We start from the raw sequence: 18546 nt of genomic DNA on the forward strand, positions 1-18546 counted from the left end.
GCGGTACTTATTTGCTGCTCCAGAGGGCAACCCGATCCTGGACATATTTGGTGAAGCCTTTTTCCATTTTCTCCACGCCGGCTTTTTCCAACTCGGCCATGTAATCGTCCCAGATCTTATCGAAATCCTCCGGCTTGGCCAGGATGGCTTCCGGGATCCGTTTCCATGTAATATCCCGCATTTTATTGCTCAAAATCGTAACCTCATCTTCGCCGGGAATCGAAATATTCCAGGCGGCTCCATACGCTTTTTCGGGGAATTCCTCCTCTTTCGGGAACAGGTCTTTCCAGGTTGTGGCTTTATAGGCGGCTAAAGTTTCTTTTTCAACATCACTGTACCCCAGCACCAGCTGTTCCGGGAAGTTTTTTGTGTAGTAGTTGCCGGTCGGGTCTTTCGCTCCATCGCCATAGTGGACCATCATATTCCAGTAAAAACCGATGCCCGACTCTTTGGTAAATGCGGTATTGTCGTTTTTGATCCGTTCCTGCACTTCCTCGGGGACAACACGTTTGCCGTTCTCCACGACATAATGTTTGCCTTCGATGCCCCAGTTGTTGAGAATCTGGCCTTCGTCGGAAGCGAGGAAATCCAAAAATTTGATGGTACGGACCGGATCCGGGTTGGTGCTGGAGATCGAGATGCCGTAACCGCCCATAAAGCCGGTTGGCCAGAAGCTGGTTTCCTTGTACTCCTCCGTGAGTGTTACCGGATAGTGGCCGTACGTTTGGTCGAACTTCCCGGCTTTTTTCAGCGCCTGCTGGGCATCATTATAGTCCCAGTCCTGGTCGATCAGGCCCAGAACCCGTCCTGTGGCAACTTTGGCTTTGTATTGATCGTATTTCTGCACAAAACTCTCTTTATCAAGCAGCCCAATGTCGTTCATATGGTTCAGCCAGCGGAAATATTCCTTTTCCTCCGGACGGCGGAAGTGATAAATCGCCTCATGTGTCTCCTGGTCGATATAATATTCTCCGTCATCCGAACCGCCAGTAGTGGCAACGGCCGGGTTTGTGACGGAAATATACATATGCCAGTCATCCGCGTTCAAGCTGACCCCGATATTTTTGTTGCCATTTTCATCGGTGGGGTGCTTCTCCAGGTAGGCTTTAATCACGTTTTCGTAGTCTTTTACTGTCCGGATCTCCGGATACCCGGCTTCCTTCACGACACGGTGCTGCAGCTCAAACCCGCCGCCGGCAACAAATTTCTTTTCATTCACCGCTGCCCACGTCGGAATCGCATAAATGGATTGGTCTTCATTGGTGTATTTTGCTCTTGCCAGATTGTCGCCAAGCACCCGTTTGATGTTTGGCGCATGTTTGTCGATTAGCTCTGTCAGATCGATCACCGCTCCGGCGTCGACCAGTTTTCCGAGATCCGCTTTGGCGGAGATGATATCCGGGTATTCACCGCCCGCCGCAATCAAGGCGATTTTTTGCTGCGGGTCGCCGACGGCAAATTCCGCATCCAGTGTGACGCCCGTTTTTTCCGTAATCACCTTGCTGACGTCGTCCTGCATGTTATTCCAGTTGGGATTGGGGTCTTCCGCAAAAAAGGTTAATGTCAGCGGGCTTAAATCTTCGGCTCCGGCGGTTGCTTCGGCGGTGGCCTCTGTTTTGCTGCCGCTGTTTGTCGCTTTGGCGCTGCCTTCGCCTTCAGCCGAATTTTTGGTGTTGTTTGAGCCGCTGCAGCCCGCAAGCATGCTGAGGAGTAAAGTGAAGACCATCAGCGCCACCCGCATGTTTCGTGACTTCCGAATCATGAAATACCCTCCCTTTTTATAGAAGCAAAATATTAGTGTCCAGACAGGCTAAGCCTGCTTGATACCGGAAACGGATCAGCTTTTGACCGAACCTAAGGTCATGCCCTTGACGAAGTAGCGCTGCAGAAACGGATACACAACCAGAATCGGAACGGTAACAACAATAGTAATCGCCATTTTCACCGATTCGGGGGAAATCTGCGCCATTACCTCGGTCATATTGCGGCCGCGGAAATTATCCGCATTAGTGGTGGTGCTCTGAATCACTTTCATGAGTTCAAACTGCAGGGTGGTCAGATGTTCTTTGGAGCCGTTGTATAAGTAGGTGTCAATCCAGGAATTCCATTGTCCGACGGCCAGGAACAGTGCAATCGTTGCAAGCGCAGGTTTGGTTAGCGGAAGAATCACACGCCAGTAAATCGTAAAGTCGTTTGCTCCGTCCAATTTAGCGGATTCCTGCAAAGCGTAGGGCAGGCCGTCAATAAAGGAACGAATAACAAAAACATTAAATGCACTGACAAGGGTAGGGAGGACGTATACGCCGAAGGTGCCGATCATATCCAGGTTTTTAATCAAAATGTAGCCGGGAATTAGTCCTCCGGAAACGTACATGGTGAGCGCAAGGAACGTAGAGACGAACCTGCGGGCCTGAAAATCTACCCGGCTCAGCGTAAAAGCAAGCATGGAGGCGCTGACTAAACCGAGAAGCGTACCGACAACCGTGCGCAGGACCGAAATTTTTAGTCCCGTCATCAGCCCGGGGTAAGCAAAAATCGTTTCGTAATTTTTCAGGGTGAAGGCGCGGGGATAGATGGTAATCCCGCCTTTGATGCTGTCCGTGGAGTCGTTAAATGAAATCGCCAGCACATTCAGAAAAGGATACAGCGTTGCGATCGTAACGACCGTAACCGCGGTATAGACGACGAGATCAAAGAGGCGGTCCGGCCAGGACACGGCGGCCAATTTTTTATTTGGCATATGAGGCCTCCTAAATGATGCTTTCCTTTGTGATTTTTTTGAAGAGTCCATTTGCGGCGAACAGCAGGATCACACTTACCACGGAGTTAAAAATATTAATCGCTGTGCCAAACGAAAACCGTCCCATGCCCAGTCCATAATTCAGAGCATATAGATCCAAGGTTTGCGAGTAGTCGCGCACCAGGTTGTTGCCAAGGAGAAACTGCTTTTCGAACCCGATGCTGATCAAATGCCCAATCGACATAATAAGCAAAATTACAATGGTGGAACGGATACCCGGAAGTGTGATATTCCAAGCCTGCTGCAGCCTGCTGGCTCCGTCGACCCGGGCCGCTTCATACAGCTCCGGGCCAATCCCCGCTATGGCTGCAAGGTAGATAATGGTGTTCCAGCCGGTCTCTTTCCAGACATCCGATGCCGTAACAATTCCCCAGAATAAATTACCTTTGGCCATAAATTGAATCGGCTCGTCGATTACATGCAGACTCAAGAGCAGATCATTGACCGCACCATTATCGGTGGAGAGCATTTTGGTAATAATCCCGGCGGCAACGACCCAGGACACAAAATGGGGCAGGTAAGAGACGGTCTGCACAAACCGCTTTAACGCCTGCATCCTCAGCTCGTTTAAGAGAATGGCGAAGGTAATCGGGATCACAAATCCGGCCAGCAGCCCCATAAAGCTCATGGCAAGCGTGTTCCGCAAGGCGTTAAAAAACTGCTCATCCTGAAACAGCTCCCTAAAATACCGTAAACCCACCCATTCCTGCTCAAAAAACGATTTGCCCGGCTTGTATTTCTGAAAGGCCATGGTCCATCCCCATAATGGCAAATAGTTAAACACGAATGCCCAAAGTACAAAAGGAATGGCCATGAAGTAGAGGTATTTCTGCTGCAGGAAGGTAGGCCAGAAACGGGAGGCCTTTTTCCTGATTTCCGGCTGGGCTTTGGGAGTAACCGTTTTCATCAATGTCCCTCCTTTGCTATGGAACTATCATAAGCGACGGGAATTCAGCGAAACACCGGAACATTTGCTATAAAAAACCGGGGAAAATCCGTCATTTTCGCAAGCGCTTTCTGAAAATCTCACCGCCTGGAGGTTTTTTGTCTGCGATATTCGGACGGAGAGAGGCCTTCCGCCTTTTTAAACTTTTCGCGAAAATAATCGACATCGCTAAAGCCCGCTTCCGCCGCGGCCTGATGAATTTTTTTGCCTTGGTCCAGCAGGGCTTTAGCTTTCTCCATCCGGACCTTGTCCAGATAGCTGTTAAAGGAATACCCTGTGCTGTTCTTGAACAGCTTGCCCAGGTAAGCGCTGCTGTAAGTAAACACCTCGGCCAGCGTTTCGAGCTTCAAATTTTCTTTGTACTGCCGGTGAATCAGATCGGTCATCCGTTTGATCAGAATCTCCATCTCATCGTGCGCCATAGCTTTGGCGTATTGCTCCAAGAGACTGGTAAGATAGCGCTGAAGATGGGACAGGGAAGAGTGGCTGTAAATGAGCTGAATTTCAGCTTCCATTTGGCTTGGCTGCCAGTCTAATTCCTTGTGCTGCAACGAAAGCTTATTGAGCAAAAAAGTAACCATTCTGGCGTAACGCGATTTCACGGCCAGTTCGGAATAACCGGCGGCGGTCATCAGCTCCCCGCATTCCTGAACTAGAGAGGCTATAAGCCCGCTTCCTCCGGTATCCATCACAAAATATAGCCGTTCTGCTGCGGCTTCCAGCCGTCGTTCCACTTCTTCCGAATTTACCGGGTTTCCTCGTTTCAGCTTCAGGGAGTCGGGACTAATCATCCCCTGCTCGTCATAGAAAAAATGCTCTTTCATCCGGGTAAGCGCCGACTGATAGGAAGCGGCAATGTCCTCCAGCGTGTCGACCATGTCGCCCGCAGTGATGAGGCAGTCCATTCCATGGCCGGAAGCGGCGGTCTTGATTGTTTCCGCCATGACTTTCCGGACCCATTCCTTTTGATAAGACGGCCGCAGCAGGACACCCAAATAAGAATCCAGCGAAAAAACAATGCCCCAGCCCTGTTCATCGAATTGGGCTGAAAGTTTCGTCTTCACAGCCGTTGACGGCCCGCTTTCTGCCTGGTCTTGATTCAGCAGCCGGATGAGCACAATCTGATAAGCGTCCCAGGACAGCTCCGCCTCAGCGATGGAGATCTCCGAATGGGGCGCTGCCTGCGAAGAGCTCTCCATCAGCAGCGATTGAATCAGCATTTCACGGCTCCAGCCTTTGACGGCTGCCTGGTTTTTGCGTTGACTGCTGCGCGCGTTCAGTTCTTCTGTCAAGTTGGTTAAATAGAGCTGCAGCTCATCCTCATCTACCGGCTTAAGCAGGTAACTCCCGACGCCAAAGGTAAGCGCCTGCCGGGCATAACCAAAGTCGGCGTAACCGCTGAGGATGATGATCTGCAGCTCCGGATCAAGTTCCCTCAGCGTCTGGATCAGCTCCAGGCCGCTTTTGCCAGGCATTCGGATATCAACGATCATTAAGTCGGGAGCATACAGCCGGAATTTATGTTCGGCTTCTATCGCGTTAGCCGCGGTGTCTACCACTTCATAACCTAAACTTTCCCAATCCAGCAGCGAAGCGAGACCTTCGCGGATGGCAAGCTCATCGTCCACAATCAGCACACGATACATGTCTATCACTCCTTAAGGGGATTGAAAAACTGATTTGGGTTCCAAATCCGGGGCGGCTTGCCAGGCTGAGCCCGTATTCCGGCCCATACGTAAGCTGGAGGCGCACATGAATGTTGCGGAGTCCGATATTGGTGGACTCACCGTCTTCCTTTTGCTCCAGCAGCCGCCGGATTTCCTGCATGCGTGACTCTGTAATCCCGGCTCCATTATCGGATACGATGACCTTAAGCCGGGTTTCCTCCAGGCGGACCTCTACCCGGACCATGCCGCCTTCGATCTGATTTTCCAATCCGTGAATAACTCCGTTTTCCACCAACGGCTGGATGATCAGCGGCGGGATGAGGATGGGATGGGCCTCAGGATCCACCTGAAGCTCATAAGCAAGCCTGTCGTCATAACGGAACTTTTGGATCGATAAATAACTGTTTACCGTCTCCATTTCACTTTGCAGGCTGATCCTGCCGCTGCCGGCCTCGAGATTTTTACGCATCATTTTTCCAAGCAGACGAACCACCTGGGCGATATCGCTTTGGCCTCTGGTGTGGGCTTTCATCCGGATCGACTCAAGGGCGTTAAACAGGAAATGCGGGTTAATTTGGCTGGCCATCATTTTGAATTTGATTTCATTTTGTTTCAGCTCAATCGAGGTCCTCAGGCGGTTGGATTCCTGCACCTCGTTCATCAGGTTATTGATATTCCGGACCATATGGTTAAATTGTCTGGCAAGCTGGCCGATTTCATCGCTCCCGTCCATTTCGATGGTTGCCCCCAGGTTACCGGTTGCGACTTTGGAAATATGTTTGCTCAGCCGCAGAATCCGGCCGGTCAGCAGCTTCAGGAAAAAATAGATCAGCAAAAAAGCCATAATTAAAGCGGCGGCGATAACGGAGGAAGCCAGCGCAATAATCCGGTTTGGTTCTTCCACAATGCTTGCTACGGAAAAAAGGGAAATAATGCGCAGCCGGTTCAGGCTCCCTCCGGGATGCCAATCGTCCACCAGCATTTTAAAAGGCTTCCCGTCAACGGTGATATTATAGGGCCCGTGGCCCGCGGCGGCATCGGCGGATTGGAGATTGATGTCCCCCAGCGTTTTGCCCAGCGTTTCGTTTCGGTTGGAAGCGACGATGTGGCCGCTTTCGTCAACAATGAGGGTTTCGAAGGATTCCTGGTCCAAAATGTCATTTAGTTGTTTCGTGTTCACATTGACAACAAGAATGCCGGAGGTCCGCTGCTTCTCGAACTCCACTTTGCGGATCAAGCTTAAATTATACAGACCGCTGCGGTTGTCCCGGATGTAATTCCAAGAGACCAGGCGTTTCTGGGCCATCGCGGTCTTGTACCAAGCTTCTTTTGTGACGGATTCATCCGGCCGCAGAAACTCCCAGTTATCCAGGATTGTCGGGTTGTCGACATATAGGCGGATACTCGAAATTTCCTTGTAGAGCAGGACAAAATCCCGGAAGTCGGGATATTCCCTATACGCATTTACTACATCGGAGACGGATTCATAACGCCGGTTGGCCGCTTCCTCCAAACGGCTGTCGTTCGACAGCCTGTAGGAGATGTCCAGCGGGACGTTCAGCATTTCGCCGGTCCGTTTTTTGACCCGGTCGACATTGGCCGAAACTTGTTTCAGCGCATTGTCCATCGCCATTCTGCGCAGCTCGCTTGTGAGGAATACACCGACAATAAGCACGGGTATTAGAGCGACGCAGCCAAACGATACAAAAAACTTTGTTTTCAGCCGTAAATTGTTCATCCAGGCAATCATCCGGGTGTTCACGACAAAACTCACCTCCATTTTTTTGATAACGTTTTCAAGGTAGTATACCGTTTAATGGGCTGACTTGAAATAGATTCCATTATACATTGGAGGAGGAAAGAACTGAGCGGTGAACACTTGAAGTTTAAGGCTTCAACGTTTTATAATTCAATTAAGTTATTGAATAGGAAAGCGGGGGCCAACAACCATGGGCGATACCAAGCTGATTGATGTGAAAGACAAGCTGTTTCTCCAATACGCCCGCGTAGGAAAATGCTTATCCAGCGAAAGAAGGCTGGAGATTTTGTTTCTGCTCTCCAATTCGCCGAGCTCCGTTGAGAATATAGCCAACTCTACTGGCATGACTGTCGCGAACGTATCCAGGCATTTGCAGGTCCTGCTGGATGCCAACCTGGTAAAATTTACGAAAGAAGGCACGTATGCCATCTATTCGCTCGCCAATTCCGCTGTCGCCGACTTTTTAATGTCCCTATGGAGTGTCTGCGAACGGCAGCTGTCGGACATCGCCCGTATTCAGCAGGACCTGACCGAATGTTATAAAGAAGCGGAAACGATCGGCAAAGCAGAGGTTCTGAAACGGATGCAGGAGGGTTCTATTGTGGTCATTGATGTACGCTCGCAAAAAGAGTACGACTACGGGCATATCGAAGGGGCCGAATCTGTACCGCTGGAGGAGATGGAGCGTTTTCTGGATCAGCTGCCGGCCGGGACGGAGGTTGCCGTATACTGCCGCGGACCTTTTTGTTCTTCTACGTCCCAGGCGGTTCAGATGTTATTGGATCACGGATTTAAAGCTTACCGGATTGAAGAAGACGCACAGCGGTGGAAAACAAGCAATAAAGCGTGAAGCGGGAGCAGGTTATATCGGTTCAAGCGCAACGTGAACTGTTGCGCTTTTTTGCTGCCATGCTGTGTGCGGACTTGACGCTAAGAAAAGGATTGTGTATAATTCAATTAATCAATTGAATAGTTCAATCAATGGAGGGATTACAATGGGAGCAGTAGCACTGACGAAGCAAAATTTTCAAAATAACGTAGAATCCGGGGTAACCCTGGTTGACTTTTGGGCGCCATGGTGCGGTCCTTGCAAAATCCAGCTGCCGATCGTGGAAGAACTGGCGGATGAGCTGAAAGGCCGGGCGACCATTGCCAAAGTAAACGTGGATGAGGAGCCGGAGCTTGCCGCCCAGTTCGGTATCCGCAGTATTCCGACCCTGCTGCTGTTCAAAGACGGACAGCTGGCCGACACGATGGTTGGAGTTAATCAGAAGTCGGTATTGAGCGGCAAGATCGAACAACTGGCCCAGCAATAAGCCACCGGGTAAAAGCGGATAAGGTTCCGTGTTTGGATGTATTAATTTCCTCTGGATAACTTTTATAGTCAGCAGCGGGTTTAAGGCCTCTGCTGACTATTTTTTTGGCGGCAGGGAGCACTGTCAGCGTTATTACCGCTGCGGCAGTGCTTGTAAAAAATTCACACAGAAAGGAAAACCATCATGATGATTATGTATCTCGTATTCGGCTGTCTGGCCGTCTGGACGCTGATCCAGCTGTGGCCGGTTTCCGCACTTACTTATATTGATGCCAAGGATTGGGATCCCAATGAATCGCGTTGGAAGGGAAAGAAAGTAGTCGACGTCAGGGATGCCAGCGAATATTGGCAAGCCCCTGTACCCGGGTCGATTAACATCTCCATAGGCAGGCTGCCTGTCGTGTGGCGCAAGGATTTGAAGCCCGAAGATGAGGTCATCCTGCTCGGAAGAAGCGGACTGCAGCGCAAAAAAGCAGCCCGGATTCTTGCACGCCGCGGATTCCGGCATTTATACGCTGTCAAAGAGAGTCATTGGCCCCTTGCAGCAGGGAGACAAAAACTGGAACATCCGTCCTGTTGCTGCCAGAAAGGGTAATAACAGAGGTTAACTGCATTCCTGCGAACTACGGAGTACCTAAGACAGCTTGCCAAAGAAGGTCAGTTATGGAGTAGCTGATTCATGTATTCTGAAAATGTAGTCGCATAGCAGATGCAGGTTATGTAGGAGGAAAGATACTGGTTGAGCCGGAATCCGGATGGTAAGATAATGTAACCTGCCTTTAATTAGGTAATGGATTAATACATAAATGAACTCTGGAGGGTCTGGTGTATGAAAAAGAAAAGTTTGCTGTACCTGTTTTTATCGGCATTGTTTGTATCGCTTCTTACTGGCGTAGGACAGGTCAGCGCAGCAGGAAAGTCTATCCTTGACATCGTAACGATCGAGGAGCCGTCTGTGATTGGAGTGGGGGATTCGGAGGAGTTTTCGGTTGTCATTGACGACTGGTCTGTCGAGGGAGTCGGCAGCATGAATTTTACTCCGGTTTCGTCTAATCCCAGTGTGGCCCGCGTGGAATCCCTGAGCCCTACCTTTGCAATTATTCACGGCGAAAAGCCGGGCACAGCCGTGCTGACCGTTAACATCGGCGGCGGGTATGAGCCGTATAAGGTTGAAGTAGAGGTTGTTGCGTCTGAGGACGAAAGCGGAATGGACAATGAAGATACTTACAAAGAGAATGTCCTGTCGCCGGAAAGCCTGCGTAAGATGGAAGACCTCGAAGCCTATATGAAAAAGGTTGAACTGCTTGTAACGTACGAAGAAAATGCGTCCGAACTGTTTAACCAAAACCGTTATGTCAATTCTTCCAACCGAAAAAAAGCTTTTCTGACCTTCCAAAACTACGTGATCCCCAATTACACCAAATTAGTAAACGGGATGAACAAAATCACGCCGCCTAACGATGAATTGAAGCAGATCCACGCGAAAATTAAATACGGTTCTCAAATGCAGCTGGAGGGCATTAAGCTGATCAAGGACGCGGTAAGCACCAAAAAGATCAATGATGCTAAATTCAGCGCCGGCAACAAAAAGATTATGGAAGGGCAACAGTATATCGAAACAGCAAATCGTATGGTTGACCAGTACGTCGACAAATACTCCAAGTAAGGAGTAAGGGTCCATCAAAATATTGTTAGAAAGCCCGTATCGGAGGTATCCCGGTACGGGCTTTTTCATGATCCGGCACAATAATGCTCGAAAACGCGCCGCTCTAACATGTTGACTCTGCAAGACGTGTGGAATACAATAATACTCCAACTCATAGCAATCCAAATTTTTTACGGAAGGAGGTTGTCCGAATGCAGGCCGAAATCCGGGACATCGTCTCGAAAACCATTTTAAGCGAAGCCAAAGGTTATCTGGATATCGGCTTCACTCATTCGCTTAATCCGTACAGCGGGTGCGCATTTGCCTGCAGGTACTGTTATGTGCGGGAAATGCCGATTCAGAAATTTAAAGAGATTCCATGGGGGGAATGGGTGGACGTCAAAACAAACGCCGCCGGGAACTACCGGAACGAAATCGTCAAGCTGCGCAAAAAAAACAAGCCGGTGCATCTGTTCATGTCTTCGGCAACCGACCCTTACCAGCCTATTGAACGTAAAGCGGAGATCACCCGCCAGCTTCTTGAGACGATGATCGGGCACCCGCCCGATTTGCTGCAGATTCAGACGCGAAGTCCGTTGGTTACCAGGGACCTTGATCTTTTGCTGGAACTCAATAAAAAATGTAAATTACTTGTCTCTATGACGGTTGAAACCGACCGTGATGAAGTCCGCCGGGTTTTTGCCCCCCTTGCCCCGGGCATTTCGCTGCGGCTGAAGGCAATGCGTGAGCTTCACACTGCCGGGATCTTTACCCAAGCCGCCATTTCCCCGGTGTTGCCGTTTTCGCCTGACTTCGCCAATGTGCTGAAAGGGATTACCGACCGGATCTGGATCGATACTCTTCAAATCGGCGACGGAGCAAAGGGGAGAAGATCGGAGCGGCTGGGCATGCCGCGGTTATTTGCCGACCAGGATTTATCCAAATGGTATGATAAAAACATCCACATGAAAGTAGAAAAATACTTTAAACAGCATTTTCCGGCCGGTATGGTCAATCTGTCCAAAGCTGAAGCCTATCCGGTGGAGGATAGTTAAACTTGCGTCCTACGGAATAAATCAAATCAATTTGTCAAACGGAGCAATCCTTCCTGCAGCCTCACTGGAATGGGCGGGTGCCGCTCTTCAACTTGGTTTTTCCCGTGTTATAATGGAGACCTACATATTTAACGAGAAGAGTGGAAGTCATGAGAATAGGTTTTTTCGATTCGGGAATAGGCGGGCTGACTGTGCTGCATCAAGCGTTGAAGGTGCTGCCTAATGAAGATTATTTGTTTTATGCCGATACTTCCCATGTTCCCTATGGAGACAAGAGCAAGGAAGAGGTACGTAAATATATACTCGATGCCGTCCGGTTTATCGCCGAACAACAGGTAAAAGCGCTTGTGGTTGCCTGCAACACCGCCACCAGCATCGTCATTGAAGAGCTGCGCGAGCAGTACTCTTTTCCGATTCTCGGCATTGAGCCTGCGGTCAAACCAGCTGTTGAAAACCCCGGCGGGCTGCAAAAAAAGATTTTGGTGCTTGCCACCAAGCTCACCCTGAGCGAAAAGAAATACCATGATCTGGTGACCCGCCTCGACCGCGACGACCGGGTAGACAGCTTGGCCCTTCCGGGGCTGGTGCAGCTGGCGGAACGGTTTGAATTTGGCGGGGACCAGGTGGTTCCTTATTTGAAGCAGGCCTTGTCCCATTTGGACCTCCGGCAGTACGGGACGGTAGTGTTAGGCTGCACGCATTTTCCTTATTTTGAGCGGACACTGCGCCAGTTGTTCCCTGAAGGGGTGGACATGATCTCGGGCAGCAGGGGGACGGCCAGACATTTAAAGCGCCTGCTGGAGTCTAACAGCCAATCGGGCGGGGGCAGCGGAAGCGGAAGCATCCTCTTTTACCGGTCAGGCCAAAAGGTTGAGGAACCCGCGATGCTGTCCCAATATCACCGTTTGTTTGAAATGCTGGATGAAATACAGTCCTACAAAGCAATCCCGCAGCAGTAAACGAACGAATCGATCTAACGAGACAAATCAATAATCGAATCGCCGCAATAAACCGGACCGCAGGATCTCCCCAGATCGTGCGGTTTTTTTATCCGCTTGACGGCAAAGCGTAAAAATGATACTTATAGTCCGTCGACTCCAGCCTGCCTCAAAGATTAACATATGAATAAGGAGATCAAGCGTTGAAGGATGTTGCCCAATGAACATTTTAGAGGACTTCGGTTTGCGGCTGAAGGAACTGAGGCTGCGGTCCAACATGTCGCAGGATATGCTGGCTGCCCGTTCCGGACTGGACCGCACCTATATCGGCGGAGTGGAACGGGGGACTCGCAATATTTCGCTGAAAAACATCGAGATTTTGTGCAATACCCTGGACATCGATATCAGCTACTTTTTTGACCATGAACGTTTTTCTTTGCATACCGCGTATTTGAAAAGCGAACTGCGGCGGCCGCTTCAAGACCGGTTCCATTATTCGCTGGATGTGAAAGACAATCTGATTGCATGGCAGGTCACCGGGGCGCTCAGCCTGGATGAAGTCAAACAGATAACCGCGGATCTGAAGACTGCCTGCCGGCAGCTGGTTCTCGGGAAAGTGAAGCTGCTGATCGATAACCGCAAAATGATGATCCGGGATCAGCCGATTGTATTCCAGCCGGAGATTACGGAAAAATGGGAGGACCTTCAACGCTGGTTTTTGCCCCACTGCGCACAAGTCATCGTGCTGTGCAATTCGAAGCTCATGCAGAACCAAATGAACCGCCTGGCCAAACGGAGCGGAATCATTCAAGTGCAGAAGTGTTTGTATACTGAAGGCAGCGAATGGCTGAAGGGGGAGTTTGATCCGCATTTATTTTTTTGAGCCAAGATACCAAGCCTGCATAAGGCGATAAGATTGCATACAACAGAGGAGAGTGTTCATGAGCACAAAAATCGGGCTGCAGGACCGGAAAGGTCCTAAAGGCTCCTTGCTCGGCGGGAATTTGAAGGCGTACAGGGAGGACCCGCTTACATTTTTGAAGGAGCTGCACAAGACCTACGGCGCGGTAGCCAAAATCCGGTTGGGGCCTCAGCAGATGTATGTCCTGTATGACCCCGCGCTGTTAAAGGAGCTGCTTATTACCAAACAGGAGCATTTCATTAAATTAAAGGCTTTTCAAGAAGCTAGATTATTTGTCGGCGACGGCGTGGCGACCAGCACAGGTGAAAAGCATAAGCGGGTAAGGCGGCTGCTTCAGCCTCATTTTACAAGAGCCCATATACAGCAGTATGCCGAACAGATGGCGGATATCGTCTCCGCCGAGCTGGATAGCTGGAAGCCGGGCGAAGAACGCGATCTGACCAATGACCTATCGGACATTACCTTTGCGATTATTGCAAAAACCTTGTTTAGTTTGGATGGCAGGGAACACGCCCAGGTTATACGCAGACCTTATGAGCTGATCAACAGAATGTGTGCCGAACGTATGCGCCAGCTCGTATCGATGCCATTGTTCGTCGCTACTCCCAAAAACCGGGCTTACAAGACTGCGCTTCGCGAGCTTGACAGCGGAGTCTACGACATCATCAAACAACGAAAGATGTTTCCCGAACAAGGTGAAGGTGATCTTTTGTCCGTGCTGCTTGCCGCTAAAGATGACGAAGGCAAAGGCATGACAGATCAGGAGCTGCGTGACGAGCTGATGATTATGTTTATCGCCGGACACGAGACGTCAGCGAACGCGCTGGCCTGGGCGTTTTCTTTTATCCTCCAGCAGCCGGAAGTGCAGTATAAATTGTACGAGGAATGGGACAGGGTACTGCAGGGCGCCAGACCCTCCGCTTCAAACTACATGGAGTTGTCCTACACCCAAAATGTGCTGTGGGAAGCGATGCGGCTCAGGTCTCCCAGTTTTTTCACCGGACGATCAGCGCTCTGCGATGTCGAACTTGGACCCATTCATGTCAAAAAAGGACAATCCGTCCTCTTCAGCCCCTACGCGATCCACCACAACCCGGAGTATTTTCCCCGACCGGAAGCGTTTATTCCCGAACGGTTTGAAAATGATTTGCTAAAACGCATCCCCCAGTTCGCCTATATTCCGTTTGGCGGGGGACCACGAGGCTGCATCGGCAACCATTTTGCCATGCTGGAGATGGTGATTGCTTTGTGCATGATCGGTCAGCGCTACCGGCTCCGTTTAACGGACGGCCATCCGCCCATTGAAATGGAACCTTTAATGACACTGCGGCCGAAAAACGGGATCCGTGTGGTTGTAGACAGACGTTAAAACTGGGATATTTCTGTAGCTTACAACAATAACAATTTAATCGGCTGACAAAATGCAGTCAAACAATAATGGAGGAATTAAAGTGAACACGCACCGCAATATCATTCACAAGACTTTAATTGGCGCCCTCGTATCGGGCAGTATGCTGATTGGCGGAGCCGTTTCGGCCGCCGGAAACCCCGCAGATTCGCTTCAAGTAAAAGAATTTAAATATGTAAACAAAGAAATGGACCGGATCTCGCTAGAAAAGACGGGAGAACCCGACGGTACACGTGACGGCCATCTAAGCCTGCTGATTGACGCGGGAGCCGGAACGGAAATTAAGCATATTGTGATGAAAACGGCGGATGCGCAAGGTGCCGATACGGGCCACGGAATCTGGACATCATGGAAAGAGCCAAACGACATCGGCAAATACCTGCTCGCTGTGGAACATGACGGCAAGACGTTAAACACGACGTTTAAGGAATCGCTTGGAACATTTAAAGGCGTAAATCAGTTCGACCTGTATGCTTCCGACAATAATAGTATGAAAGACGGCGAATATTATTATCTGGAGATTGTAACGGGCACAGGGACGATCAAGACCGAAATCTCGCCCTTTAAAGATGCCGATACTTCGTATGCGCCGGTGCTGATCCGCGAATTCAAGTCGGCCGGTCTGGATGAGGACCAAATCGGGAGCGCCGCATTTGGTGAAGACGGAAGCCAAGACGGACATTTTAAGCTGAAGCTCGCATTTGCACAAAAGACCCGTGTGCTGGCCGTTATTCTCCGCCCGACCGATAAGGACGGTAAAGAAGTGTCGGCCGGAATTTGGCGCACGAACCGCGCTGGGGTAGGCTGGCTGCTGGGTTTGGTTCAAGGCGGCAAAGTGATCAACCCGGAATTTAACAAGGACGAAACGGCGCCAGTAGGCTCTTTTCGGGGAACGGTTGGACTGGATCTGTACGCAAGCAACAACGGTTCCATCAAAAACGGGCAGCATTACGTCATTGAAGTGGAAACGCAGTTCGGTACGGTGAAATCTAAACCGATTGAATTTGGCAACAAAAACTCCATTTACACAGATGATACGATTTTTCCATTCCGGACGATTTCACTCAAACTGAACTCGAAAGACGCCGCGGTGGATGATAAGCAGTTTAAGCTGGAAGCTGCTCCGTTTTCACTGAACAGCCGGACGATGGTTCCGCTCCGGTTCATCAGCGAAGCCTTTGGTGCAAAGGTGGAGTGGAACCAAAAGGCGCAGCGCGTGACGATTACAAAAGACGGCGGTAAAATCGAGCTGGTGATCGACAAAAAGGAGGGGAAGCTGAACGGCAAACCCGTTCTGCTGGATTCCCCCGCCATCGTCCGGAACAATGTCACACTGGTGCCCGTCCGGTTTGTCAGCGAGTCGCTGAATATGCAGGTGTTTTTTGATGAAGGCGAAATTTTTGTAACGGATGCCAAAGAACAATAATTGATATCTGAATAGTCTTAACAGGCCCGTTTGCTTCCTAAGTTAAGGAGAAAGCGGGCTTTTTTTGCCCGGTTCTCTTCTCCTACTGATGAACTTATGGTTGTCATATGATACAATCTGTCCCAGAAATTCTTTCACTTCGCAGACAACGGGTGGCACTTGGCGCGAATAGATCTTTGGTACAAAAAGGAGAGGCAGGACCCATGCGAGAAGAACAGGAAGTATTCGCGGGAAAAGGATATAACAGGCCGTACGCCATTGCTACGGGTTTGCCGATTTTGAATATTAGAGGCAGCATATCGCGTGAAAGTAACGGCGAACTACCGTTTCCGTGGGTGACAACGGGCATCAGGATTGATAAAGAACAGATGTTGGAAACCGTTATGAAACAGAAGTCACTCGAGGATTTGTTCAAGATGCAATTCAGTAAGGAGGAAATGACCGACCGTAATTTGGTTGTAGGCTGTTATGAATACAGGGATCCGGATGACAAGGAACAAATAACGCTATATGCGCTGATTTCGTTGAAGGAATTTCTCGCGAGATACGGCGAGGAACGGGCATTGGAGATTCAAATGCGAGTTGGCTGCGCATACGAGAAGATTATGGAGGAATGCGATGAAGCCATTAAAGAACATTATGCAGTGTTGCGCCAGTCACTTCATTTGAAGAATCTGAGGGACCAATATGACGTCGTTTATGCGTGGTCCGAAGAGGAAGGGCAAAAGACATACATCATCCGATACACCAAATCAGGTTATACGAAGATTCAAGCTGATTCATTCGAAGAATTGACCCAACTCTATGATGAGCAACGGAAGAAGGATGGAAAGAAGACGTTCTCGACTTTGGAGCCATTAGAAGCATTCATGCAAGCATAAGAAAACCGACCCTTTACGGGGCGGTTTTTTATCATTTCATTTTCAAAACTGCAAAAGGTCAAAAGAGCAGCCAATCCCCCATCCTGCTTTCCCTGTTTACGGCTGTTCCGCATATCTCCACCAGGCAAAGGTTCCGGCTATTCCGATGATCCCCGTATAGGCAAGAATGATTATACTGCTTAACTGTAGCGACCCGGTGCTTTGAAATACCGACGGGATCGTCCATGGGAAATAGGGTGCAAATCCAAAAGAGGCTAACACATTGGAAAGAATGACGATGATCAGGATGAGCCCCAATGGTGCCAGGTAGCCCTTGGTCACATTAGCCAAAAGAATGCTTGGTGCTGTCACAAAAATGTACAGTAGCGAGGTGATTAGGAACTTAAAGAACAAGCTCCAAATGAAAGCAGCAGACCCGCCTTCTACGCCCAGGATGGCTCCTGCGGCAAAACCTACGGCAAACATATAGGTGGAAAGTAACAGGCACCATGCTAAAATGACAAGGAATTTGGACAACACAATTTTCGCTCTGGAAATAGGCTTGGCCAGTAAATCTTTGATGGTTCTATCCGAAAACTCCCGTCCGAATACCCATGCCGCAACAAAGGTGTACCCGATAAGTCCCAGCGGGGCAAGGGTATCCAGCAATCCGGTTAAATACTGTTCCCAGTGGACACCGCCGGCGTCACTGGATAATACATTTCCGACGCCCATCATGACGGGCCCGAAGCCTAAAACAAGAAACATGATCCAGAACACATTGGAGCGGATAATCTTGCGGATCTCACAATGTAAAACAGATAAAATATTCATTATTTAATCCCCCTGTTGACCCCGATGGTGCGGAGAAAATATCCTTCCAGATCCTCTGTAACCACTCGAAGCGACGTTGGCGGCTGATTGCTTTGAACGAGCAGTTCGGCCAGCCGTTCAGGATGATCTGCCGCATGTTCATTGGTTAGTTTAATAGAGCCGTCCGGGATATCCTCAAAGGCATAACCATGCTCTTCAAGCACCTTCTTCAAGGCAGGCTTGTTCCGCCCATTCACCACTAAGCTTTTCTGTAAGGATTGTTCCAGCTTGTCCATTGCGACTTCTTGAACCAGCTGGCCGCTGTGAATAATCCCAATTCGTGTGGACACCTTCGAGAGCTCCTCTAACAGATGGCTGGATATAAAGACAGTTATGCCGAAATTGTGCGCCAGATTATATAACATATTCCGTATCTCCGCCACGCCTGCGGGATCAAGGCCATTGATCGGCTCATCCAATATTAGAATTTCCGGATTGTGAATCATCGCTTTCGCAAGTCCCAGGCGCTGTTTGTTCCCTAATGAGAGATGTTTTGCTTTTTTCTTTTTGTGCGGCTCCAGTCCCAGCTTATAGATCACCTGATGTACGGCGTCTTTGTCCGGTACCCCTTGCATGCGTCTTGCGATGTCAAGATTCTCCGTAACCGTCAGATCTGGATAAAAAGTAGCTTCCTCCAAATATCCAACCTTGCTCCATAGTTTATAATTTCCGGCATCCACCTTTTCACCTAACATATAGAGCTTACCGGAGGTTGGCCTCATCATCGCCAGGAGCATTTTGATGGTCGTTGTTTTCCCGGCGCCATTCAGTCCCAGGAATCCAAAAATCTCCCCTCTGTTCACCTCCAGCGACAGATTATTTAATACGGTATAGTCGCCAAACCGTTTATGCACTCCGTCAATTTGTATAGCAGGCGTGCTGCCGATTTGTTGCTTTGATGAAATTCGCATAACCTTTAACTCCTTCATAAA

At 49.6% G+C, this 18546-nt stretch carries 17 protein-coding genes; 10 read left to right on the forward strand and 7 right to left on the reverse strand.

Annotated features, from left to right (window positions below; all coding sequences use genetic code 11):
• Positions 1 to 7 precede the first annotated feature (7 nt).
• From ACE6ED_RS15255 to ACE6ED_RS15275, 5 genes are all read right to left on the reverse strand, one after another.
• Positions 8 to 1762 (reverse strand): ABC transporter substrate-binding protein, encoded by a 1755-nt coding sequence (locus ACE6ED_RS15255; RefSeq protein WP_410828046.1) that lies wholly within the window; start codon positions 1760 to 1762, stop codon positions 8 to 10.
• A 75-nt stretch (positions 1763 to 1837) separates the two neighbouring features.
• A complete protein-coding gene (locus ACE6ED_RS15260; protein ID WP_410828047.1) occupies positions 1838 to 2740 on the reverse strand; it encodes a carbohydrate ABC transporter permease in 903 nt (300 codons plus the stop codon).
• A 10-nt stretch (positions 2741 to 2750) separates the two neighbouring features.
• Complete coding sequence (locus tag ACE6ED_RS15265) at positions 2751 to 3707, reverse strand: ABC transporter permease (protein WP_410828048.1); 957 nt, start codon at positions 3705 to 3707, stop codon at positions 2751 to 2753.
• Positions 3708 to 3826: 119 nt separating this feature from the next.
• A complete protein-coding gene (locus tag ACE6ED_RS15270) occupies positions 3827 to 5392 on the reverse strand; it encodes a response regulator (protein WP_410828049.1) in 1566 nt (521 codons plus the stop codon).
• A complete protein-coding gene (locus tag ACE6ED_RS15275) occupies positions 5364 to 7175 on the reverse strand; it encodes a sensor histidine kinase (protein ID WP_410828050.1) in 1812 nt (603 codons plus the stop codon). The genes ACE6ED_RS15270 and ACE6ED_RS15275 overlap by 29 nt, the downstream gene beginning before the upstream one ends.
• 187 nt (positions 7176 to 7362) lie before the next feature.
• Between ACE6ED_RS15275 and ACE6ED_RS15280 the strand changes: the two genes are divergently transcribed.
• From ACE6ED_RS15280 to ACE6ED_RS15325, 10 genes are all read left to right on the forward strand, one after another.
• The gene (locus tag ACE6ED_RS15280) at positions 7363 to 8022 is read left to right on the forward strand and encodes an ArsR/SmtB family transcription factor (RefSeq protein ID WP_410828051.1); all 660 of its coding nucleotides are present in this window, start codon (positions 7363 to 7365) and stop codon (positions 8020 to 8022) included.
• Positions 8023 to 8167: 145 nt separating this feature from the next.
• Positions 8168 to 8488 (forward strand): thioredoxin, encoded by a 321-nt coding sequence (gene trxA, locus ACE6ED_RS15285; RefSeq protein ID WP_410828052.1) that lies wholly within the window; start codon positions 8168 to 8170, stop codon positions 8486 to 8488.
• Between the two features lie 183 nt (positions 8489 to 8671).
• The gene (locus ACE6ED_RS15290; protein ID WP_410828053.1) at positions 8672 to 9082 is read left to right on the forward strand and encodes a rhodanese-like domain-containing protein; all 411 of its coding nucleotides are present in this window, start codon (positions 8672 to 8674) and stop codon (positions 9080 to 9082) included.
• A 234-nt stretch (positions 9083 to 9316) separates the two neighbouring features.
• Positions 9317 to 10153, forward strand: coding sequence for a type II and III secretion system protein family protein (locus tag ACE6ED_RS15295; RefSeq protein WP_410828054.1), 837 nt, complete (start codon positions 9317 to 9319; stop codon positions 10151 to 10153).
• A 191-nt stretch (positions 10154 to 10344) separates the two neighbouring features.
• The gene (locus ACE6ED_RS15300) at positions 10345 to 11187 is read left to right on the forward strand and encodes an SPL family radical SAM protein (protein WP_410828055.1); all 843 of its coding nucleotides are present in this window, start codon (positions 10345 to 10347) and stop codon (positions 11185 to 11187) included.
• 149 nt (positions 11188 to 11336) lie between these two features.
• Positions 11337 to 12146: a glutamate racemase gene (gene murI, locus ACE6ED_RS15305; protein WP_410828056.1), complete on the forward strand. Its 810-nt coding sequence runs from the start codon at positions 11337 to 11339 to the stop codon at positions 12144 to 12146.
• A 199-nt stretch (positions 12147 to 12345) separates the two neighbouring features.
• Positions 12346 to 13008 (forward strand): helix-turn-helix domain-containing protein, encoded by a 663-nt coding sequence (locus ACE6ED_RS15310; RefSeq protein ID WP_410828057.1) that lies wholly within the window; start codon positions 12346 to 12348, stop codon positions 13006 to 13008.
• A gap of 58 nt (positions 13009 to 13066) precedes the next feature.
• Positions 13067 to 14416: a cytochrome P450 gene (locus tag ACE6ED_RS15315; protein WP_410828058.1), complete on the forward strand. Its 1350-nt coding sequence runs from the start codon at positions 13067 to 13069 to the stop codon at positions 14414 to 14416.
• Positions 14417 to 14498: 82 nt separating this feature from the next.
• Entirely contained in the window at positions 14499 to 15881 is a 1383-nt protein-coding gene (locus ACE6ED_RS15320) for a copper amine oxidase N-terminal domain-containing protein (protein WP_410828059.1), read from the forward strand.
• A 203-nt stretch (positions 15882 to 16084) separates the two neighbouring features.
• Positions 16085 to 16762 carry a hypothetical protein gene (locus ACE6ED_RS15325; protein ID WP_410828060.1) on the forward strand — a complete coding sequence of 226 codons (678 nt, stop codon included), beginning with the start codon at positions 16085 to 16087 and terminating at the stop codon, positions 16760 to 16762.
• A gap of 96 nt (positions 16763 to 16858) precedes the next feature.
• Here ACE6ED_RS15325 and ACE6ED_RS15330 read toward each other — a convergent pair whose 3' ends face one another.
• Together ACE6ED_RS15330 and ACE6ED_RS15335 are read right to left on the reverse strand one after the other, a co-directional pair.
• A complete protein-coding gene (locus tag ACE6ED_RS15330; protein WP_410828061.1) occupies positions 16859 to 17575 on the reverse strand; it encodes an ABC transporter permease in 717 nt (238 codons plus the stop codon).
• Positions 17575 to 18525, reverse strand: coding sequence for an ABC transporter ATP-binding protein (locus ACE6ED_RS15335; protein ID WP_410828062.1), 951 nt, complete (start codon positions 18523 to 18525; stop codon positions 17575 to 17577). Before ACE6ED_RS15335 ends, ACE6ED_RS15330 begins: the two co-directional genes overlap by 1 nt.
• Between the last annotated feature and the right edge of the window lie 21 nt (positions 18526 to 18546).

The organism is Paenibacillus nanchangensis (assembly GCF_046543445.1).
GTDB classification, from domain to species: Bacteria; Bacillota; Bacilli; order Paenibacillales; family Paenibacillaceae; genus Paenibacillus_AQ; species Paenibacillus_AQ nanchangensis.

Bases quoted from the DNA above. Each gene is read 5' to 3' on its own strand.
- ACE6ED_RS15260 (WP_410828047.1), bottom strand. From the start codon at position 2,740: ATGCCAAATAAAAAATTGGCCGCCGTGTCCTGGCCGGACCGCCTCTTT.
- ACE6ED_RS15300 (WP_410828055.1), top strand. From the start codon at position 10,345: ATGCAGGCCGAAATCCGGGACATCGTCTCGAAAACCATTTTAAGCGAA.
- ACE6ED_RS15280 (WP_410828051.1), top strand. From the start codon at position 7,363: ATGGGCGATACCAAGCTGATTGATGTGAAAGACAAGCTGTTTCTCCAA.
- ACE6ED_RS15335 (WP_410828062.1), bottom strand. From the start codon at position 18,525: ATGCGAATTTCATCAAAGCAACAAATCGGCAGCACGCCTGCTATACAA.
- trxA (WP_410828052.1), top strand. From the start codon at position 8,168: ATGGGAGCAGTAGCACTGACGAAGCAAAATTTTCAAAATAACGTAGAA.
- ACE6ED_RS15295 (WP_410828054.1), top strand. From the start codon at position 9,317: ATGAAAAAGAAAAGTTTGCTGTACCTGTTTTTATCGGCATTGTTTGTA.
- ACE6ED_RS15270 (WP_410828049.1), bottom strand. From the start codon at position 5,392: ATGTATCGTGTGCTGATTGTGGACGATGAGCTTGCCATCCGCGAAGGT.
- murI (WP_410828056.1), top strand. From the start codon at position 11,337: ATGAGAATAGGTTTTTTCGATTCGGGAATAGGCGGGCTGACTGTGCTG.
- ACE6ED_RS15330 (WP_410828061.1), bottom strand. From the start codon at position 17,575: ATGAATATTTTATCTGTTTTACATTGTGAGATCCGCAAGATTATCCGC.
- ACE6ED_RS15265 (WP_410828048.1), bottom strand. From the start codon at position 3,707: ATGAAAACGGTTACTCCCAAAGCCCAGCCGGAAATCAGGAAAAAGGCC.
- ACE6ED_RS15290 (WP_410828053.1), top strand. From the start codon at position 8,672: ATGATGATTATGTATCTCGTATTCGGCTGTCTGGCCGTCTGGACGCTG.
- ACE6ED_RS15310 (WP_410828057.1), top strand. From the start codon at position 12,346: ATGAACATTTTAGAGGACTTCGGTTTGCGGCTGAAGGAACTGAGGCTG.
- ACE6ED_RS15315 (WP_410828058.1), top strand. From the start codon at position 13,067: ATGAGCACAAAAATCGGGCTGCAGGACCGGAAAGGTCCTAAAGGCTCC.
- ACE6ED_RS15325 (WP_410828060.1), top strand. From the start codon at position 16,085: ATGCGAGAAGAACAGGAAGTATTCGCGGGAAAAGGATATAACAGGCCG.
- ACE6ED_RS15255 (WP_410828046.1), bottom strand. From the start codon at position 1,762: ATGATTCGGAAGTCACGAAACATGCGGGTGGCGCTGATGGTCTTCACT.